At 70.1% G+C, this 19,299-nt stretch carries 20 protein-coding genes; 8 read left to right on the forward strand and 12 right to left on the reverse strand.

The window, feature by feature from the left end; translation table 11 throughout:
- Positions 1-18 precede the first annotated feature (18 nt).
- Positions 19-411, forward strand: coding sequence for a pyridoxamine 5'-phosphate oxidase family protein (locus BIV23_RS01350; protein WP_071378834.1), 393 nt, complete (start codon positions 19-21; stop codon positions 409-411).
- A 147-nt stretch (positions 412-558) separates the two neighbouring features.
- Here BIV23_RS01350 and BIV23_RS01355 read toward each other — a convergent pair whose 3' ends face one another.
- Both BIV23_RS01355 and BIV23_RS45475 read right to left on the reverse strand, forming a co-directional pair.
- Positions 559-894, reverse strand: coding sequence for a Rieske (2Fe-2S) protein (locus tag BIV23_RS01355; protein ID WP_079172852.1), 336 nt, complete (start codon positions 892-894; stop codon positions 559-561).
- A gap of 1 nt (position 895) precedes the next feature.
- Positions 896-1,132, reverse strand: coding sequence for a hypothetical protein (locus tag BIV23_RS45475; RefSeq protein WP_107471025.1), 237 nt, complete (start codon positions 1,130-1,132; stop codon positions 896-898).
- Between the two features lie 170 nt (positions 1,133-1,302).
- On the opposite strand from BIV23_RS45475, the gene BIV23_RS01365 reads away from it, so the two are divergent.
- Positions 1,303-2,247 carry a helix-turn-helix domain-containing protein gene (locus tag BIV23_RS01365; RefSeq protein ID WP_071378836.1) on the forward strand — a complete coding sequence of 315 codons (945 nt, stop codon included), beginning with the start codon at positions 1,303-1,305 and terminating at the stop codon, positions 2,245-2,247.
- A gap of 28 nt (positions 2,248-2,275) precedes the next feature.
- Here the strand turns inward: BIV23_RS01365 and BIV23_RS01370 are convergent, their stop codons facing one another.
- The 7 genes from BIV23_RS01370 to BIV23_RS01400 all read right to left on the reverse strand — a co-directional run bounded on the left by BIV23_RS01370 (position 2,276) and on the right by BIV23_RS01400 (position 10,177).
- Positions 2,276-3,325 (reverse strand): helix-turn-helix transcriptional regulator, encoded by a 1,050-nt coding sequence (locus tag BIV23_RS01370; protein ID WP_071378837.1) that lies wholly within the window; start codon positions 3,323-3,325, stop codon positions 2,276-2,278.
- A 191-nt stretch (positions 3,326-3,516) separates the two neighbouring features.
- Positions 3,517-4,623 (reverse strand): sugar ABC transporter substrate-binding protein, encoded by a 1,107-nt coding sequence (locus BIV23_RS01375; RefSeq protein ID WP_071378838.1) that lies wholly within the window; start codon positions 4,621-4,623, stop codon positions 3,517-3,519.
- 260 nt (positions 4,624-4,883) lie between these two features.
- On the reverse strand, positions 4,884-5,333 hold the full coding sequence (locus BIV23_RS01380) for a heat shock protein transcriptional repressor HspR (protein WP_071378839.1): 450 nt from the start codon (positions 5,331-5,333) through the stop codon (positions 4,884-4,886).
- 5 nt (positions 5,334-5,338) lie between these two features.
- Positions 5,339-6,514: a molecular chaperone DnaJ gene (dnaJ, locus tag BIV23_RS01385; protein ID WP_071378840.1), complete on the reverse strand. Its 1,176-nt coding sequence runs from the start codon at positions 6,512-6,514 to the stop codon at positions 5,339-5,341.
- Between the two features lie 36 nt (positions 6,515-6,550).
- Positions 6,551-7,222 (reverse strand): nucleotide exchange factor GrpE, encoded by a 672-nt coding sequence (grpE, locus tag BIV23_RS01390; RefSeq protein WP_071378841.1) that lies wholly within the window; start codon positions 7,220-7,222, stop codon positions 6,551-6,553.
- Positions 7,219-9,063 (reverse strand): molecular chaperone DnaK, encoded by a 1,845-nt coding sequence (gene dnaK / locus BIV23_RS01395; protein WP_071378842.1) that lies wholly within the window; start codon positions 9,061-9,063, stop codon positions 7,219-7,221. Before dnaK ends, grpE begins: the two co-directional genes overlap by 4 nt.
- Positions 9,064-9,157: 94 nt before the next feature.
- Entirely contained in the window at positions 9,158-10,177 is a 1,020-nt protein-coding gene (locus BIV23_RS01400) for an MraY family glycosyltransferase (RefSeq protein WP_071378843.1), read from the reverse strand.
- Positions 10,178-10,362: 185 nt separating this feature from the next.
- Between BIV23_RS01400 and BIV23_RS01405 the strand changes: the two genes are divergently transcribed.
- Complete coding sequence (locus tag BIV23_RS01405; RefSeq protein WP_071378844.1) at positions 10,363-12,645, forward strand: (Fe-S)-binding protein; 2,283 nt, start codon at positions 10,363-10,365, stop codon at positions 12,643-12,645.
- 59 nt (positions 12,646-12,704) lie between these two features.
- Here BIV23_RS01405 and BIV23_RS01410 read toward each other — a convergent pair whose 3' ends face one another.
- Positions 12,705-13,361: a response regulator transcription factor gene (locus BIV23_RS01410; protein ID WP_071378845.1), complete on the reverse strand. Its 657-nt coding sequence runs from the start codon at positions 13,359-13,361 to the stop codon at positions 12,705-12,707.
- A complete protein-coding gene (locus BIV23_RS01415; RefSeq protein ID WP_071378846.1) occupies positions 13,301-14,638 on the reverse strand; it encodes a sensor histidine kinase in 1,338 nt (445 codons plus the stop codon). Before BIV23_RS01415 ends, BIV23_RS01410 begins: the two co-directional genes overlap by 61 nt.
- A gap of 172 nt (positions 14,639-14,810) precedes the next feature.
- Between BIV23_RS01415 and BIV23_RS01420 the strand changes: the two genes are divergently transcribed.
- Together BIV23_RS01420 and BIV23_RS01425 are read left to right on the forward strand one after the other, a co-directional pair.
- Positions 14,811-15,515 (forward strand): VC0807 family protein, encoded by a 705-nt coding sequence (locus BIV23_RS01420; RefSeq protein ID WP_071378847.1) that lies wholly within the window; start codon positions 14,811-14,813, stop codon positions 15,513-15,515.
- Positions 15,516-15,553: 38 nt separating this feature from the next.
- Entirely contained in the window at positions 15,554-16,297 is a 744-nt protein-coding gene (locus tag BIV23_RS01425) for an SDR family NAD(P)-dependent oxidoreductase (RefSeq protein WP_071378852.1), read from the forward strand.
- Positions 16,298-16,403: 106 nt separating this feature from the next.
- Here the strand turns inward: BIV23_RS01425 and BIV23_RS01430 are convergent, their stop codons facing one another.
- Positions 16,404-16,730, reverse strand: a complete 327-nt coding sequence (locus BIV23_RS01430; protein ID WP_245790281.1) for an antibiotic biosynthesis monooxygenase family protein — start codon at positions 16,728-16,730, stop codon at positions 16,404-16,406.
- Here BIV23_RS01430 and BIV23_RS01435 point away from each other — a divergent pair, their 5' ends adjacent.
- The 3 genes from BIV23_RS01435 to BIV23_RS01445 form a co-directional block, all read left to right on the forward strand.
- Entirely contained in the window at positions 16,731-18,413 is a 1,683-nt protein-coding gene (locus BIV23_RS01435; RefSeq protein WP_071378849.1) for a recombinase family protein, read from the forward strand.
- 161 nt (positions 18,414-18,574) lie between these two features.
- The gene (locus BIV23_RS01440; RefSeq protein ID WP_071378850.1) at positions 18,575-18,904 is read left to right on the forward strand and encodes a recombinase family protein; all 330 of its coding nucleotides are present in this window, start codon (positions 18,575-18,577) and stop codon (positions 18,902-18,904) included.
- A 66-nt stretch (positions 18,905-18,970) separates the two neighbouring features.
- The coding region (locus BIV23_RS01445) for a transposase (protein ID WP_177239643.1) at positions 18,971-19,299 on the forward strand (329 nt) is incomplete at its 3' end.

Genomic DNA, 19,299 nt, shown 5'->3' on the forward strand with positions numbered 1-19,299 from the left:
GGGGACTAGGTTGCGGGCATGGCGAAGCACCCTGAGGAGTACCTGGCGTTCTGGCGGGAACGCCACCTGTGCACCCTGACCACGCTCCGGTCCGACGGCAGCCCGCACGTGGTGCCGGTCGGCGTGACGTACGACGCGGAGGCCGGACTGGCCCGGATCATCACCAACGGGACCAGCAGGAAGGTGCGGCATGTGCGCGCGGCCGGCGCGGCGGGCGCCCGGGTGGCGGTGTGCCAGGTGGACGGCCCGCGCTGGGCCACCCTGGAGGGGCGGGCCCGGGTCCGGACGGAACCGGAGCGGGTCGCGGAGGCGGTACGGCGCTACGCCGAGCGCTACGAGCGGACCCCGGGGCCGAATCCGGCGCGTGTGGTGATCGAGATCGCGATCGAGCGAGCGCTGGGCCGCGGGTGAGATGACCGAATATTTTCAGCCACCGTGGAAGCGCGCCTATACCCCGAAATATCCCCACAAACGACAGCGGCGTCACCGTGTTCAGGTCACGGTGACGCCGCTGCGGGGGGAAGCACCTGAGCGATGTTTTACGACGGGGGAATCGCGTCAGGCACTGCGGGGGGTGGCCGAGATGGTTCGCAGGTCGGGTTCCGCCGGCTCGGCAAGCCGGTGGTCCCGCTGGTCCAGATTCACAAAGATCATTCCGTACCGGATGGCACAGCGCACCGGCTGGGGCGCGCCACGCGGCTTGCGCAGGCACCGGTACGCCCGCAGATCGCCGTCCTCGTCCCGCGTCACGACCACCGGCTCTCCGAACACCGTCACCATCAACGAGTCGCCGCTGTGGGGGATGGCGGTGACCAGGTCGATGAAGTGCCAGCCGGAGCGGTAGGCCGTGGCCATCTCGCGGCGAAAGGATCGGTCGTCGGGTGGAGTGGTCACGTCAGCTCCCGGCGCCGTCGGTCGCGGAGTTCGCGACCACCGCGGGCCACGTGCTGTTCGCCGGGCTCGCGGCCGCCACGGGCCACGTGCTGTTCGCGGGGCTCGCGACCACCGCGGGCCAGGTGCTGTTCGCTCGAACCTCGCTCTTTCCGGCGGCGGCGAAGCCACTCAGGGCGCCGAGGGCTGCAACGGCGGAGAAGGCGGCGACAAGCACCGAGCGAAGCAGTCTGTTACGCATAATCGGCTTCGTCCTCACTTGAAGGTCCCCTTTTCCCCCGTCACGTACGACGATGGCTCATTCGGGCACGTCATGGCCACACAATCGGTGCATCATGTTCCTGCATGTTCAGGACCCTGGGGGGTGGAGATTTGACCACGAATCACTCAAAAGCGACACATCCCCACCCCATGAACCAGCTGTGCGAAGAAGGCAGCCGCCTGTATGCGGCCGCACTGCGGGCGGGGCGGATCACACGCGCGGAAGCGGAACCCGCTCCCTGCCTGATGGACTTCGCCCTGCTGCACCCCGATCCGGACGATCCGGACCGGCTGCGCCCCGTGCCGCCGGCCCTCGCCCTCGCCCAGCGCCTCAACCCCCTCGAGCGCGAGATCACCGAGCGCCGCCAGCTGGCCACCGACATCGCCACCGCCTTCGAGCCGTTCATGTCCATCAACGGCCAGTCGGCGCAGGGCGGCGGCTCGATCACGGTGCTGGAGGGCGGAGACCGCATCAACACCGCGCTCAACCTGGCCACGGCCCAGTGCCACGCGGAGATGCTGACCGTCCAGCCGAGCGACCGCGTCTCCGAACGCAGCGTGCTGCGCGGGCTGGAGCGCGACAGACCGCTCATAGAGCGGGGCGTGCGGATCCGGACGCTGTACCAGCACACCGCCCGCTACAGCCCGGAGAAGCTGGCCTACGCGGCGGAGCTCTCCGACGGCAAGGTGGAGTACCGCTCCATCGACGAGCTGGTGGAACGCCTGATCATCTGCGACGAGACGGTCGCCTTCATCCCGACCCGGGACGACCAGCAGGTCGCGCTGGAACTGCGCCACCCCGGCCTGGTCCGCTACCTCATCAAGGTGTTCGAGTTCATGTGGGACCGGGCGGTCCCGCTGAGCGCGGGCGGCCGCTACGAGACGGCACCCGACGGCATCACCGAGATCCAGCACTCCATCGCCAAGCTCCTCGTGGAGGGCCACGTGGACGAGGCCATCGCCCGCCGCCTGGGCATGAACGTCCGCACCTGCCGCGCCCACATCGCCAAGCTGGCGCAGGCCCTCGGCAGCGGCAGCCGCGCCCAACTCGGCTATCTCATCGCCCAGTCCGGCATCCTCGACCGGGAGCGGTGACGGCCGGGGAGAGCGCGACCCGGCCGTCTCAGCGCACCGTCGGGGATTCCTGGTCGGGAGTGGTGAAGGCCGCCGGAGCCGACGGCGGGCCGGGCCGGTGGACGTCCAGGCCCACCTGGGCGATCCGGACGCCCAGTTGGGTGCGGCTGACCGCGCCCAGGGTCTCCGAGAGGCGCGCGATGTGGGCGCGGCAGGTGCGGACGCTGATGCCGAGGCGTTCGGCGATCACCGCGTCCTGGTGACCCTCGGCCAGCAGTGCCGCGATGGACTGCTCACGGTGGGAGATGCCCTCGATGCCGGTGTCGGGGAGCGGGGCCGTCAGGGGGATGGCGAGGCGCCAGAGCCGTTCGAAGACCGTGACCAGGTATTCCACCAGCGCGGGATGGCGCAGCTCCAGGGCCATCGTGCGGTCGGTGTTGGCGGGGATGAAGGCCACCGTGCGGTCGAAGAGGATCAGCCGGTCGATCACCTCGTCCAGGGTGCGGGCCTCCACCGTGTCGCCCATCAGCTCCAGGTAGTTGAGCAGGCCCTGGCCGTGGCGGGCCACGTGGGTGTAGAGGTCGCGCATGCGCACGCCCCGGCCGCGCAGGGCCAGGGCGCGGTGCAGGCCCTCCGTCAGTTCCGCCTCGCGGCGGATGCCGCCGGGCTGCACGGTGAGCACCTCGGCCGTGCACGCCTCGGTCGCCTCGTCCATCGCGGCCTGGATCCGGGAGAGTCCGTCCAGGACGCGGATCGCGCTGCCCTCGGCGGGGCCCGTCAGCGCGTGCAGCTGGCGGCCCAGCCCGGCGTACCACTCGAACGCGGCCACCGCCGAGCCCATCCGGCGCTGGCTCGCGCTGACCTCGTCGTACACCCCGCGCAGCAGCCGGGTCATGACCTCCTGCGGGGAGGTCGGCACCAGCCAGTCCATGTCGTCCGGGTCCGGGTGCAGCAGGGCCAGTTCCAGCAGGCAGGGCACCGTCTCGACGTCACCGCGGGGCACCCGCCCGCGGCGTACGGCCCGGGAATACAACCGGTCGCCGGCCGCGCACAGTCGGTCGGCGCCGTGTGGATGCTCCTCCGCCCCGCGCCCGGCCATCGCCCATTTCACCCCCGGTGTGCTGCCACTTCCGCAGCGCAACTATGCGCGGCGCCGACCGGGTCCGCAACACGGCTCACCCCGACGGGGTTGCCGCAAACGGCTGCTATGCCCGAATATCGACCGGGCTCCGGCTCTCGCCCGTGCGGGAAGACGAACGTCGGGGAGACGAACGGACGGGGCTGTGCCCGCTACTTCAGACCGATCGCCGTGCACGCCGCCTTGAACTTCACCGTGCAGATGTCGTCCACCGTGTAGATGCCGTCCGCGACGACCGTCGACTTGATGTTGCTCTTGGTCAGCGCGATCGGCTGGATCAGCTTGGCCGGGATGCTCTTGGCGGTGGGGCTGTCCACCTTGTCCTGGGTGAGCGCGTCGAACTGGATGTCCTTGCCCTGGACCCTGGCGACGGCCATCTGGGCCGCGGCCTGGGCCTCGTCCGGGTAGGACTTGTAGACGCTCATGTACTGCTCGCCCGCCACCACCCGCTGCACGCCCTCCAGCGAGGCGTCCTGGCCGGTGATCGGCGGCAGTTGGGTGACGCCGGCCGCCTCCAGGGCCTTGATGACGCCGCCGGCCATGTCGTCGTTGGCGGAGTAGACCCCGGCGATGTTGTTCTTGCCGATCTCGCCGATCGCCTTGGTCATGTTGGCCTCGGCGTTCTCCGGCTTCCAGTCGGTGGTGTCGTACGACGCCGCGATCGTCACCTTGCCGGTCAGCTCGGAGAGCGCACCCTGCTTGAACTGCTTGGCGTTCGGGTCGGTGGGCGAGCCGTTCACCATGACGATCTTGTCGGAGGTGTCGGCGTGCGAGCCCAGCGCCTCCAGCAGGCTGCGGCCCTGCACCTCGCCGACCAGTTCGTTGTCGAAGGAGACGTACGCGTCGATCGGGCCCTCGGCGAGCCGGTCGTACGCGATGACGGGGATGCCCGCGTCCTTGGCCTTCTTCACCTCGGGGGCGATCGCGTGCGCGTCGACCGCGTCGAGCAGGATGACGTCGACCTTGTCGTCGATCATCGTCTGCAGCTGCTGGCTCTGTCTGGACGCGTCCGCGCCGGCGTTGGCGTACTCGACCTTGCCCTGCTTGTTGGTGAGCTCGGCGACCTGGGACTTGATGATGGGGTAGTCGAACTTGTCGTAGCGGGTGTTCGTCGTCTCCGGCAGCAGCAGGCCCACCGTCAGGTCGTTGCCCTTGCTCGGGCTCGCACTCGCCCCGCTCCCCGTCGCGTTCAGCATGCCGCAGCCGGCAAGCGAGAGGGTCATCGTGGATGCGGCCACGGTTATGGCGATACGGCGCATGCGAGGGCTCACTTCGGGTGCGTTGCAGGTGTCTGAAAAGCCAACGCGGAGGGCACACCCGGCGTCAAGAAGAACTACTTAACGAGTGCGCAACACCACGCTCCGCTTCACCTGTGAAGGAGGAGCGCAACCCTCTTCAAACACCCTTTACGGACTCTGCACCCAAGGGGAGTCCACGAGGAGGCAAAGAACGCGAAAGGGGCCGGGAGACGTCACCCGTCTCCCGGCCCCTTCGAACGCTCCGCACAGTTTCGGCCAGTTCAGTCGTGCTGCTGGCGCTTCGGCCGCCACACCACCAGCGCACTGGTCTGCTGCACCTCCTGGTACGGCACCAGGTCGCGGCGGTAGGAGGCGTGGACGGCGGCCTCGCGCTGCTGCATCGCGGCCGCCGCGCCGTCCAGGGCCGCCTCCAGCTCCGCGACGCGGGACTGGAGCGCGACGACCTGGTTCTCCAGTTCGATGATGCGCTTGATTCCGGCCAGGTTGATGCCCTCGTCCTGCGACAACGCCTGCACCTGGCGGAGCAGTTCGATGTCGCGGGCCGAGTAGCGCCGGCCCCGCCCGGCGGTCCGGTCCGGGGAGACCAGGCCCAGGCGGTCGTACTGGCGCAGCGTCTGCGGGTGGAGTCCGGAGAGCTGGGCCGCCACCGAGATGACGTAGACCGGGGTCTCCTCGGTCAGTTCATACGGGTTACGTCGACGGCCGTCCATCTCTCTCAGTCTCCCTTCGCCGCCTCGAACAGCTCCGCCCGCGGATCCTCGTCCGCGGTCGCCTCGCGGTACGCCTCCAGCGCATCACGAGCCTTCCCCGACACGTCCTTCGGGACACGCACCTCGACGGTGACCAGCAGATCGCCGCGGGTGCCGTCCTTGCGGACCGCGCCCTTGCCGCGGGCGCGCATCGTCCGGCCGTTGGGCGTGCCGGGCGGCAGCTTCAGGGTGACGGCCGGGCCGCCGAGGGTCGGCACCCGGACCTCTCCGCCGAGGGCGGCCTCGGCGAACGTGACCGGCACGGTGACCGTGAGGTTGTCGTCCTTGCGGCCGAACACCGGGTGCTCGCCGACGTGCACGACCACGTACAGGTCGCCCGCCGGTCCGCCCCGCTCGCCGGGCGCGCCCTTGCCGCGCAGCCGGATCCGCTGCCCGTCGGTGACACCCGCCGGGATGCGGACCTGCATCGTGCGCGAGGACTTCGCCCGTCCGCTGCCCTTGCACTCCGCACAGGGGTGCTCGGCGATCAGGCCGCGGCCCTTGCAGTCGGGGCAGGGGTCGGTGAGCGAGAAGCCGCCGCCCGAGCCCCGCGCGACCTGGCCGGTGCCGACGCAGGTCGGGCACACGCGCGGTGTGCCGTTCTTGTCGCCGGTGCCCGAACAGGCCTTGCAGGGCGCCTGGGAGGACATCCGCAGCGGCACCGTGGCGCCCTCGATGGCCTCCGTGAAGCTGAGCGTCACCTCGGTGTCGATGTCCTGGCCGCGGCGCGGCTGGGTGCGGGTCGCACCGGTGCCGCCGCGGTTGAACAGGCCCCCGAAGACGTCACCGAGCCCGCCGCCGAAGCCTCCGCCCTGGGTGGTGGTGCTGCCCGCGCCTCCGAAGAGGTCGCCCAGGTCGAAGTTGAAGGAGCCGCCGGCGCCGGGCCCGGGGCGGAAGCCGCCGTTGCCGAACAGGGCGCGCGCGTCGTCGTACTCCTTGCGCTTCTTGGGATCGCCGAGCACGTCGTTCGCCTCGGAGATCTCCTTGAAGCGCTCCTCGGCCTTGGCGTTGCCCTTGTTGGCGTCCGGGTGGAACTCGCGGGCGAGCTTCCGGTACGCCTTCTTGATCTCAGCCTCGGTGGCGTCCTTGGGGACGCCGAGGACCTTGTAGAAGTCCTTCTCGATGAAGTCCTTGGTGCTCATCCCCGACGTCCCTCCTTCCTGTCTGCGGTGATGACGTCAGCCCTCCTCCGGGCCACCGTTCTCCTTGTCGTCGCCGGCACCGGCCTTCTTCGCCTCGGACGTGTCCTCGGCTCCGTCGGCCTTGACGGTCTGCGCACCGGGCTGCGGCTCGGCGACGGCCACCCGCGCGGGGCGGATGGTGCGCTCGCCGATGCGATACCCGGGCTGGAGAATCGCCACGCAGGTCGTCTCGGTGACGTCCGGCGCGTAGGAGTGCATCAGGGCCTCGTGGATCGTCGGGTCGAAGGGCTCGCCCTCCTTGCCGAACTGCTGGAGGCCCAGCTTGGCCGCCACGGTCTCCAGCGACTCGCCGACCGACTTGAAGCCGCCGACCAGTTCGCCGTGTTCCCGCGCGCGGCCGATGTCGTCGAGTACGGGCAGGAGCTCGGTCAGGAGGTTCGCGACGGCGATCTCCTTGACCGTGATCCGGTCCCGCTCGACCCGGCGGCGGTAGTTCTGGTACTCGGCCTGGAGGCGCTGGAGGTCCGCCGTGCGCTCGCCGAGCGCCGTGCGCACCTGGTCCAGCTGGGCCACCAGGCCCACGTCTGCGGTTCCGTCCCCGGCCGGGGCCGCCCCCTTCTCGGGGGCGGCCTTCGGCTCGGCGTCGTCGGGGGTCGCGCCGGAGGGGACGTCGGGCTTCTCCTCGAAGCCCGGGGTCTCCTCCGTCACGCGGCACCGTCCTTGCGCTCGTCGTCCACGATCTCGGCGTCGACGACATCGTCCTCGGCCTTGGCCTGCTGACCGGCGTCACCGCCGGCCGCGGCACCCTGCGCGGCCTGGGCGTCGGCGTACATGGCCTGGCCCAGCTTCTGCGAGACGGCCGCGACCTTCTCGGTGGCCGTGCGGATCTCGGCGGTGTCCTCGCCCTTGAGCTTCTCCTTCAGCTCGGCGACGGCGGCCTCGACCTCGGTCTTGATCTCGCCCGGGACCTTGTCCTCGTTGTCCTTGAGGAACTTCTCCGTCTGGTAGACGAGCTGCTCGCCCTGGTTGCGCGACTCGGCGGCCTCGCGGCGGCGGTGGTCCTCCTCCGCGTACTGCTCGGCCTCCTGGCGCATCCGGTCGACCTCGTCCTTCGGCAGCGAGGAGCCGCCGGTGACGGTCATCTTCTGCTCCTTGCCCGTGCCCAGGTCCTTGGCGGTCACGTGCATGATCCCGTTGGCGTCGATGTCGAAGGACACCTCGATCTGCGGGACACCGCGGGGCGCCGGCGGCAGGCCGGTCAGCTCGAACATGCCGAGCTTCTTGTTGTACGCCGCGATCTCGCGCTCGCCCTGGTAGACCTGGATCTGCACCGACGGCTGGTTGTCCTCGGCCGTCGTGAAGATCTCCGAACGCTTCGTCGGGATCGTGGTGTTGCGCTCGATCAGCTTGGTCATGATGCCGCCCTTGGTCTCGATACCGAGGGACAGCGGGGTCACGTCGAGGAGCAGGACGTCCTTGACCTCGCCCTTGAGGACACCGGCCTGGAGCGAGGCGCCGATGGCGACGACCTCGTCCGGGTTCACACCCTTGTTGGCCTCCTTGCCGCCGGTCAGCTCCTTGACGAGCTCGGCGACGGCGGGCATGCGGGTGGAGCCACCGACGAGGACGACGTGGTCGATCTCGTTGATGGAGATGCCGGCGTCCTTGATGACGTTGTGGAACGGCGTCTTGCAGCGCTCCAGCAGGTCGGCCGTCAGCTGCTGGAACTGGGCGCGCGTGAGCTTCTCGTCCAGGTGCAGCGGGCCCTCGGCGGACGCCGTGATGTAGGGCAGGTTGATCGAGGTCTCGGTGGACGAGGACAGCTCGATCTTGGCCTTCTCGGCGGCCTCGCGCAGGCGCTGGAGGGCCATCTTGTCCTTGGAAAGGTCCACGCCGTGACCGGACTGGAACTGCTTGACCAGGTAGTCGACGACGCGCTGGTCCCAGTCGTCACCACCGAGGTGGTTGTCGCCGTTGGTGGCCTTCACCTCGACGACGCCGTCGCCGATCTCCAGCAGGGACACGTCGAAGGTGCCGCCGCCGAGGTCGAAGACGAGGATCGTCTGGTCGTCCTTGTCGAGGCCGTACGCCAGCGCGGCGGCGGTCGGCTCGTTGACGATGCGCAGGACGTTCAGGCCCGCGATCTCGCCGGCCTCCTTGGTCGCCTGACGCTCGGAGTCGTTGAAGTACGCCGGGACGGTGATGACCGCGTCGGTCACCTTCTCGCCCAGGTAGGCCTCGGCGTCGCGCTTCAGCTTCTGCAGGATGAACGCGGAGATCTGCTGCGGGTTGAAGTCCTTCCCGTCCAGCCCGATCTTCCAGTCGGTGCCCATGTGGCGCTTCACCGAGCGGATGGTCCGGTCCACGTTCGTGACCGCCTGGCGCTTGGCGACCTCGCCGACGAGCACCTCGCCGTTCTTGGCGAAGGCGACGACGGACGGCGTGGTCCTGGCGCCCTCGGCGTTGGTGATGACGGTGGGCTCGCCGCCCTCCAGAACGCTGACGACGGAGTTAGTCGTGCCCAGGTCGATGCCGACCGCACGTGCCATGGTTGATTCCTCCAGCTGACTTGAGTGGAACGGACTCAAGTGTGCACGACTCCCCGCGCCGGGTCAACAGACCTGAGTCGGCAGGACTCAAGTCTTATCCGTTCCTTACACGCAACTGGCCGCTGACCTGCATGGTTTCCGTCCCCCGGGACCGCTGGACAGGGATACGAAGGAGTACGCCGACGACGAGCAGCGCCCCTCCGGCCACCCACAGCGCGGCCTCCTCCCCCGTCCAACCGGTGTGCACGAGCACCCCCACGAGCACCGTGGAGAAGGAGCCGGCGCCCAGCAGCACGACGGAGCCCGCCGGGGTGAGCCCGAGCCGGCGCAGCCGGTGCGCGAGGTGGTCGGGGCCGCGCCGCAGCAGCGGGCGCCGGGCCAGCAGCCGGGCGAACAGGACGAGCAGCGCGTCGGCGGCGGCGACGGCACCGAAGCACGCCGTCACGGCCGAGCTGGCCGCGAGGCCGTAGCCCGCGCGCGTGAGGACGAGCGACGACGCCAGCAGGAAGCCGGTGAACAGCGCGCCGCAGGAGCCGAGCCCGATCCGCGCGGGCGGCCAGTTGTGCATCAGGAAGCCGGTCAGGGCGGCGGCGAACACGCTCAGCAGCGCGGCCAGCCCGTCCAGCATCTCGGCGGCGGCGCAGGCCCCGGCGCCGAACGCGGTGATGACCCCGACGGTCCCCGCCAACCCGTCCACGTGGTCGAGGCCCTTGAAGGCGAGGGAGGCGACGACGATCCAGGCGATGCCGAGGAGCCCGCCCGCCACGCCCGTCTCCTCGTACGGCACGACACACGCCGCCGCCACGGCCGTACCGGCGACGAGCACGCGCGCGCGTAGCCGCCACACGTCGGCGACCAGGCCGAGCGCGGCGAGCGCGGCGGCGGCGACCAGCAGCCGGCCGACTCCTCTCCCGAGCAGGGCGATCCGGGTCGACTCCCCGACCCAGGCGACGAGACACGTGACGGTCACCACGGCGAGCCCGCCGAGCAGCGGCGTACGGCGCTGCATACGACGGTCGACAATGCCCGCCCGCAGCGCGACTCCCCGCAGCAGCGCCGTGAGCACGGCGGTGAGCAGGAGGGCGGCGGTGGCGGCGGCGATCCCGTAGAGCACTGCACCACGGTAGGGGCGAAAGTATCAAATCGGTATGAATAACACGATCCGATTGCGGCTCGGCGACCCAGATCACCCCGTGCTCTACTGCATCCCGGCGGAAGATGGAGGTAGTCTCGGACGGACTCCATAAGTTACCGCTTAGTAATGTTGCCCAGCTGACTCAGGCCGCCTCAGGAGCCCCAATGCAACTCGCCGCGATCATCGTGTCGCTGGTCCTGATCGTGGTCGGCGTGGCACTGTTCGGCCGCGCCCTCCTCCAGATCTACAACTTCATGCGGCTCGGCCAGTCGGTACCGGCCGGGACGCGGACCGACGACCCCGCTCAGCGCACCCTCACCGTGGCCAGGGAGTTCGTCGGCCACACCCGGATGAACCGCTGGGGCGTCATCGGTGTGGCGCACTGGTTCGTGGCGGTCGGCTTCTACACGCTGCTGCTGACGATCGTCAACGCCATCGGCCAGCTCTTCAAGGCCGACTGGATCCTGCCGGTCATCGGCGACTGGGCGCCGTACAACGTCTTCGTCGAGTTCGTCGGCACGACGACGATCCTCGGCATCGCGATCCTGGTCGTGGTCCGCCAGCTGAGCAAGGCGAACAAGCCGGGCCGCAAGTCCCGCTTCGCCGGCTCCAACGCCGGCCAGGCCTACTTCGTCGAGACCGTCATCCTCATCGTCGGCGTCTGCATCTTCATGCTGCACGCCCTCGAAGGCGCCCAGCACCACGTCGACGGCTACGAGGCCTCCTTCTTCATCTCGTACCCGGTCGTGGCGTGGCTGAAGGGCATGGACGTCTCCACCCTCCAGAACCTCACCTACTTCTTCGCCGGCCTGAAGATCGCGACCTCCTTCATCTGGATGATCGTGGTCGGCCTGAAGACCGACATGGGTGTCGCCTGGCACCGCTTCCTCGCGTTCCCGAACATCTGGTTCAAGCGCAACGCGACCGGCGAGACCTCGCTCGGCGCCCTGCTCCCGATGACCTCCGGCGGCAAGCCGATCAACTTCGAGGACCCGGGCGAGGACGACGTCTTCGGCGTCTCCCAGATCGAGCACTTCTCCTGGAAGGGCCTGCTCGACTTCTCCACCTGCACCGAGTGCGGCCGCTGCCAGTCGCAGTGCCCCGCGTGGAACACCGGCAAGCCGCTCTCCCCGAAGCTGCTGATCATGTCCCTGCGGGACCACGCCCACGCCAAGGCGCCGTACCTGCTGGCCGGCGGCGGCAAGAACGCGGAGGGCGAGGAGAAGGCCTCCGCCGAGGCTCTGAAGGACGTCCCCGCGTCGGCTCTGGCCGAGGCCGAGCGCCCGCTGATCGGCACCGCCGAGGAGAACGGCGTCATCGACCCGGACGTCCTGTGGTCCTGCACCACCTGCGGCGCCTGCGTCGAGCAGTGCCCCGTCGACATCGAGCACGTCGACCACATCGTCGACATGCGCCGCTACCAGGTCATGATCGAGTCCGCGTTCCCGTCCGAGGCGGGCACGATGCTCAAGAACCTGGAGAAGAAGGGCAACCCCTGGGGCCTGGCGAAGAAGCAGCGCCTGGAGTGGACCAAGGAGGTCGACTTCGAGATCCCGGTCGTCGGCAAGGACATCGAGGACCTCACCGAGGTCGAGTACCTGTACTGGGTCGGCTGCGCCGGTGCCCTGGAGGACCGCGCGAAGAAGACCACCAAGGCCTTCGCCGAGCTGCTGCACATCGCGGGCGTGAAGTTCGCGATCATGGGCGGCGACGAGAAGTGCACCGGCGACTCCGCCCGCCGCCTCGGCAACGAGCCCCTCTTCCAGGAGCTCGGCATGGAGAACGTGATGGCCCTCAACACCGCGTTCGGCGAGGAGCTGGACGACGAGGGCAAGGTCACCGCCGAGTCCAAGAAGCCGAAGTCGGCCAAGAAGATCGTCGCCACCTGCCCGCACTGCCTGAACACCATCGGCAACGAGTACCCGCAGCTCGGCGGCGACTACGAGGTCATCCACCACACCCAGCTGCTCCAGCACCTGGTCGACGAGGGCAAGCTGGTCCCCGTCACCCCGGTCGAGGGCATCATCACCTACCACGACCCCTGCTACCTGGGCCGCCACAACAAGATCTACACGCCCCCGCGCGAGATCATCGGCAAGGTCCCGGGCCTCAGGAACGAGGAGATGCACCGCCACAAGGAACGGGGCTTCTGCTGCGGCGCCGGCGGCGCCCGGATGTGGATGGAAGAGCGCATCGGCAAGCGCATCAACAACGAGCGCGTCGACGAGGCCCTCTCCCTCAACCCGGACATCGTCTCCACCGCCTGCCCGTTCTGCCTCGTCATGCTGACCGACTCGGTCAACGGCAAGAAGAACGACGGCAAGGCCAAGGAGTCCATCCAGGTCGTGGACGTCGCCCAGCTCCTCCTCGACTCCGTCCGGACGCCGGTCGACCCGGCGGGCGAGACGGAGAGCGAGAACGAGCCGGAGCCCGAACCGGTGAAGTGACACCCGGTCCCCGATGACCCACGGCGCCCCCCGCCCGCACCGGCAGGGGGCGCTCTGTCTCACGCGCGCGGTGTGCCGTTCAGATACGCCAGAACGGCCAGCACCCGGCGGTTGGTCTCGTCCGAGGCGGTGATGCCGAGCTTGGCGAAGATGCTCGCCGAGTGCTTGCCGACGGCGCTCTCGCTGACGAACAGCCGGGCGGCGACGGCCGCGTTGGAGTACCCCTCGGCCATCAGCGCCAGCACCTCCCGCTCGCGCGGGGTGAGCGTGGCGAGCGGATCGTCACGGCGCCGGCCGCCCAGCAACCTGGCCACGACCTCCGGATCCATCGCCGTACCACCGTCCGCCACGCGCCGTACGGCGTCCACGAACTCGGCGGCGCCGAGCACCCGGTCCTTGAGCAGATAGCCGACCCCGCCGGTGCCGTCCGCCAGCAACTCGCGCGCGTACAACTGCTCCACGTGCTGCGACAGCACGAGGACGGGCAGCCCCGGACGGCTGCGCCGGGCCTCCAGCGCGGCCTGCAGGCCCTCGTCGGTGAAGGTGGGCGGCAGGCGTACGTCCACCACCGCGACGTCCAGCTCCTCCTCGGCCAGCGCCCGCCGCAGCTCCGGCCCGCTGGCCACGGCGGCGGCGACGGTGAACCCATGGGCCGTCAGGAGGGTGCAGAGCCCCTCCCTGAGGAGGAAGAGGTCTTCCGCGAGGACAACACGCACGGCAGCTCCATCGTCACCAGAGTGGGCCCTCCGTCCGGGCTGTCGATGCCGAGCGTACCGTCGAAGGCCGACAACCGGCGGCGGATGCCCCGCAGTCCGCTGCCGCCCGCCCCGAGCACCGGCCCGTCCTCCTCGTGCGCGCCCCCGCTCCCGTCGTCCCACACCGTGCAGCGCAACACCTCGCCGGTGTGGGCGAGTTCCACGCGCGCGTGCGTCGCGTCGCCGTGCCGGGCCGCGTTGGTGAGCAGTTCGGCGACGGCGAAGTACAGCGCCGCCTCGATCGGCCCCTCCGGGCGCCCCGGCAGCCCGCCGGCGTCCACCTCGGCCGCCAGCGGAGCGTCCAGGGCGAGCGCCCGCAGCGCGTCGACCAGCCCGCGCTCGGCCAGCACCGGCGGGTGGATGCCCCGTACCAGCGCGCGGAGTTCCGTCAGGGCGCGCGCCGAACTCTCGCGCGTCTGCCGCACCAGCTCACGCGCCCGCTCCGGATCGGTCTCCATCAGCGTCTCCAGCGCGCCGAGGGCGAGGCCCATAGCGACCAGCCGGGCCTGTGCGCCGTCGTGCAGGTCCCGCTCGATACGGCGCAGTTCGGCCTCGCGGCTGTCCACGGCGGCGAGCCGGGTCTCGGTCAGCTCCGCGACCCGCTCGGCCAGCCGGCGCCGTTCCGCCTCGGCCGCGACCTCGGCGGCGACGGAAGGGGCCGGGCCGAGCAGCACGGGCAGCCAGCGGTCCGCGTGCAGCCGGCAGGCCGGACCGGACAGCCGCAGCGCCGCGTAGTACAGCAGCAGGCCACCGGGGATCCCCACGGCCGGACGGCTGAGCACCGGCCCGTCGAACAGGCCGCGATGGCGGTCGAAGAGCGCGGCGACGCCCGGGGCGAGCAGGCCGAACAGGCCGTACCAGGCCATCGCGGAGGGCACCAGCAGCAGCACCAGCGCGACCCAGGGCTCCAGCGCGAGGAAGAGCAGGTCGCGGCGGTTCGCCGGGTCCTCGTGCGGCGGACGGTCGGCGAGATAGGGGCTTGGGATCGCCGTGCCGCCCCGATGCCCGGGCAGCCGACGGTAGTTGACCCGGCGGTAGGTCACGGCGAGCGTGCGCACGGCGCGCAGCGGCCCGCGCTCCGGGTCGCCGCCGAGGAGCCGGACCGGCAGGGCGACACAGAACACCGCGAGGGCCGCCAGGCCGCACCAGCCGATCGCCCAGCAGTACCCGAGCTCCCGGTGACGTCCGCCGAGGCGGCGCAGAACGGAGCCGCCAACGCGTCCGGCGGGGGTGGTCATGGGCCCAGTGTGGCCCACCCGGCGGCCGGGCGGGGTGTGCCCGGACCCAGCGGGGGGTGGGTCTGGCCCCACCCCCGTTCGGCAGGTGGACGCACGGTCCGCACGCCCCCTGCTCCGTAGCGTCGAAGACACCGGAAACGCGAACGAGGAACGCGCAGGAGAGGGGAAGGACATGAGCACGATGGACATGAACGCGGCGGACACGGCCGCGAACGGGCACGCGGGTTCCACGGGGGACGGGTCGCCGAACAGGCTGCTGGCGCAGAGCCTGCTGCTGAACGTCGCCGCGCCGCTGGCCGTGTTCTACGGCCTGCGCGCCGCCGGCGTCGGCCTGTGGTGGGCGGTGGTGGCGAGCGCCGTACCGCCCACGGCGGAGGCGCTGCTGACGGTGGTGCGCGAGCGCCGCGTGGGAACGCTGGGCATCCTGGTGCTCAGCATGGTGGCCCTGGGCGCGGCGCTGTCGGCGGTGACGGGAAGCCCGCGGTTCATGTTCGCGAAGGACGGCTGGATGACGGGCGTCGTCGGGCTGGTGTTCCTGGGCACGCTGCTGCGCGGGCAGCCGGTCGTCTTCCGGCTCCTGTCGTCGGTCGCCCGCGGGAACCGGCGCGCCGAGCTGGAGCGCAACTGGCGGACGTCACCGACCTTCCGCCGCCTGATGCGGCTGCTGACCGCGGTCTGGGGCATGGGCCTGCTGCTGGACTCCGTCGTCCGGGTGGTGCTCGCCTACACCCTGCCCATCGACTCGGTGATGCTGGTGACCACGCTCCAGTACGTGGCGCTCTTCGTGGGCCTGGAGATCTTCAGCAGGCGCTACGGCCGGGCACCGTCCCGCATCGCCGCCGTCCGCGACGAGGCCGCCACGGCGGCAGCGGCGTGAGCGGCACGGGCGGCGACCGGCGGGAGAGGTCCACGGACATGGCACACGTGGTGGTGGTCACCGGGGCGGCGAGCGGGATCGGCGCGGCGGTCGCCCGGCACTTCGGCGGGCTCGGCGCGCACGTGGTCGTCGCGGACGTCGACGAGGCGGGCGGCACGGCCGTGGCGCGGGAGGTGGACGGCCTGTTCGTCCGCACCGACACCACGCGGGAGGCCGACAACCTCGCACTGATCGCCGCCGCCGTGGCGGCCTACGGCGGGCTGGACGTGGTGCACCTGAACGCCGGGATCGGCGACGGCGGCGGATTCGGCGAGGACGACTACGACAGGGCGCGCCAGCACCGGGTCCTCGCGGTCAACCTGCACGGCGTGATGTACGGCCTGCACGCTGCGCTGCCCGCGCTGGCCGCGCACGGCGGGGGCTCGCTGCTGGTGACCTCCAGCATGGCCGGGGTCGGCGCGGCACCCTTCGACCCCGTCTACGCGGCGACCAAGTACGGCGTGATCGGACTGGTGCGCTCGCTCGCCCCGGCCTGGCAGGACAAGGGCGTGCGGATCAACGCCGTCTGCCCGGGCATCGTCCGCACCCCGATCCTGCGCCCGGAGGCCGTCGAGTACATCACCGCCCAGGGTCTCGCCCTGGCCGAGCCCGCCGAGATCGCGGCGTCGGTCGCCGGGATCACGGCGGGCGAGGAGACGGGACGGGCCTACGTCCTGCAAGCGGGCCGCTCTCCCGAGCCGGTGGCCTTCCCGAAACTGGAACTGGCCCGGGCCGACGGCTGACCGGGGCCGAGGGCTGACCCGGGCCGAGGGCTGACCCGGGCCGAGGGCTGACCCCGGCCCGCGGCCGGGCGCGTACGGTCGGGCGGGTACGGCTAGGCGGGTACGGCTAGGCCTGCTTGGGCCCCGCCTGCTGCACCACCTCGAAGGACCACAGGGTGGAACCGGAAGCAGCCGGCCGGGGCCGCTCGGCGCCCTCACCACCCTGGTGCGCGGCCTTCATCGGCCCCTCCATCCAGGCCTGGAACGACTCCTCGTCCCGCCAGCGCGTGTACACGAGGTAGGTGTCGGTGCCCTCGACGGGCCGCAGCAGCTCGAACCACTCGAAGCCGTCGGAGTTCTCCACCGCGTGGGCGCGCGAGGCGAACCGCTTCTCCAGCACCTCCCGCTGCTCGGCGGGCACGGTCAGCACGTTGATTTTTACTACGCTAGGCACATGACACCTCTCGTCAAACGGGGCCCCGACTGGACCCCTGATCTGGACCATGTGCGCGCAGTGTCCTACATCCGACAGTCAAGGAAGCGTGAGGACGACTCCGCGTCGTCCCCCGAAGCACAGCGGACCAAGTGCGAGGCGCTGATCACGGCCAAGGGTTGGGACAACGCCGGTCACTTCGCTGACGTGGGAAAATCCGGCTGGGACCCCAAAGTGGTCCGCCCCGCGTTCGAAGAGATGATGTCCGCCGTTCGCGCCGGACACGTAGACGCAGTGGTTGTCTTCTCGCTGTCCCGGCTCACCCGACAGGGCGCCCTCGAAGCGATGCTGATCAACGAGGAACTTGCCAAATACGGCGTACTGCTCGTCAGCGTCGAAGAGCCCTACTTGGACACGTCTACTCCCATGGGCGTTGCGATCTTCGGCCTCATCGCTGCGCTGGCTCAGCAAGAGTCAGACCTGAAGTCGGCGTACATCACGGCGACCAAAGAGACCCTGCGCGCTGCTGGCTCCCATGTGTCCGGCATGGCCCCGTACGGCTTCCAGTCAAGCCGTGAGCCGCGCGGGGACCTGGTGGCGGTCAAGCTGGTCCCGGACCCGGCAGAGGCACCGCACGTGCGCCAGATGGTCGAGTGGGCGTTGTCCGGCGTAGCCGCGTCTGCCATTGCCCGCAGGCTGAACACAGACGGCGTGCCGACCAAAGCGGCGGACATGACAGCGCGCGTGGCCGCCCGGCGGGGCAGGGGCATAAGTGAGCCGCTGGAGCGCACTGCGTGGGTGTCCTCGACCGTGCTGCGCATCCTGCGTGACCCTCGCCTTGCTGGCTATGCCGCTGAACGCCAGGACACCAAGCGAGTCATTCTGCGCGACGCTTCCGGCGCTCCCCTGATAGCACACGAGGGCATCGTTCCCGCAGACGACTGGTGGCGCCTTCAGGATGTTCTAGACGGCCGTACGCCGCAGGTTGTGAGGCAGGCTGGCCGGTCTGTGCCGTCGCTGCTCGGCGGGGCAGGGATGCTGTTCTGTGGGGTGTGCGGATCGTCCATGGTGACCGACCGACGCAACGGCAAGCAGCTCTACCGGTGCAACCGGGCCCAGTCCGGCGCTGTGCCGGGACATGGTGGCCTGGCCATCAACATGGAGGCCGCCGACGATGTGGTCGCCCGCACCGTGTGGTCGCGCCTGACTGCGCTGGACCCCGAGGACCGTGAAGACCTGGAATGGCTTGAGGAGGCAGCGCGCCGATTCGCTGCCCAGGCAGACACGGGCGAACGGCAGGCCGAACTAGCCGCCGCACGAGCCGAGTTGGAGCACGTACGGGAAGCCCTCCGCACGCTGTACGCCGACCGGCAGGCAGGGCTGTACGCCGGGGCGACCGGCACGGCCATGTTCGCTGAATCCGTCGAGCGGCTGACTGCCCATGAGGCTCGCGTGAGTGAGCGCGTAGCTGAGCTGGGGCGGGATGAGAGCGGCACCGTGGTCATCCCCTCGGAGTGGACGGCCTCGGAGGGTGACCCCATCGGGCCGGAATCGACGTGGGGCAGTTGGGACCTGGAGCAGCGACGTAGCTTCCTGGCTTTCTTCCTCGACCGCATCACCATCGCTAAGTCCGTCGGCCGTGGCCGGAACGCGAACACGGAGGATCGGGTGACTGTGCACTGGGCAGAAGCACCAGCCAAGTAGGCGCCTGAGCGCCGTTCACGGCCCGTTGTCGGTAATCCCCGGCGGCGGGCCGTTGGGCGCTCCGGGGATGCGGGTGCCCTCCTGGGGTGCCGCCGGCGGCTATGTCTAGAGTCAGGCATGGTGTCGCACTTCGGTTCGCGTTTCGTCGGCGGTATGACGAAGTGTCGTCCGGCAAGAACGCCGACCGTGCCGGGCTGCTCGCTGCTCTCGACTACATGCGTGAGGGCGACACCCTCACCGTCTGGAAGCTGGACCGGTTGGGCCGTTCCACGAAGGACGTGCTCACGATCGCTGAGGATCTGCACGCCCGGGGGATCGCGCTTCGGATTCTGACGGGCACGCTGGCCGGTAGCTACTCCCCGAGGGGTGAGGGCAAGTTCTTCTTCACGATGATGGTCGCCTTTGCTGAGCTTGAGCGAGACATGGTTGCGTCCAGAGAAGTGGTGTACGGGTTCGACCTGATCCGGGGGTTTGCTCCCGCGTCGGGGTGACGCCCGCATAGATGAACGGCCACCGGCTGATCTTCGAGATGTCGAGTCACGAAGGAGATCAGCACGATGACCGCACCGGACAGTCTGCCCCTGCATGCGCTCGCGGAGGACAACCTCGCCGCGGAGAGTCCCGATCTGCTGCGCGCGATGGTCAAGACGTTCGCCGACGCGCTCATGTCCGCCGAGGCCGATGCCCTCTGCAATGCTGAATACGGGCAGGTCAGCGACGAGCGAGTCAACCACCGCAACGGATATCGCCCTCGCGAGTGGGACACCCGTGCGGGCACCGTCGAACTCGCCGTTCCCAAGCTGCGTCAGGGCAGTTACTTCCCGCACTGGCTGCTGGAGCGTCGCCGCCGGGCCGAACTGGCCCTCATCAGCGTGGTCGCCACCGC

The sequence above is a fragment of the Streptomyces monashensis genome, from assembly GCF_001866665.1.
GTDB classification, from domain to species: Bacteria; Actinomycetota; Actinomycetes; order Streptomycetales; family Streptomycetaceae; genus Streptomyces; species Streptomyces monashensis.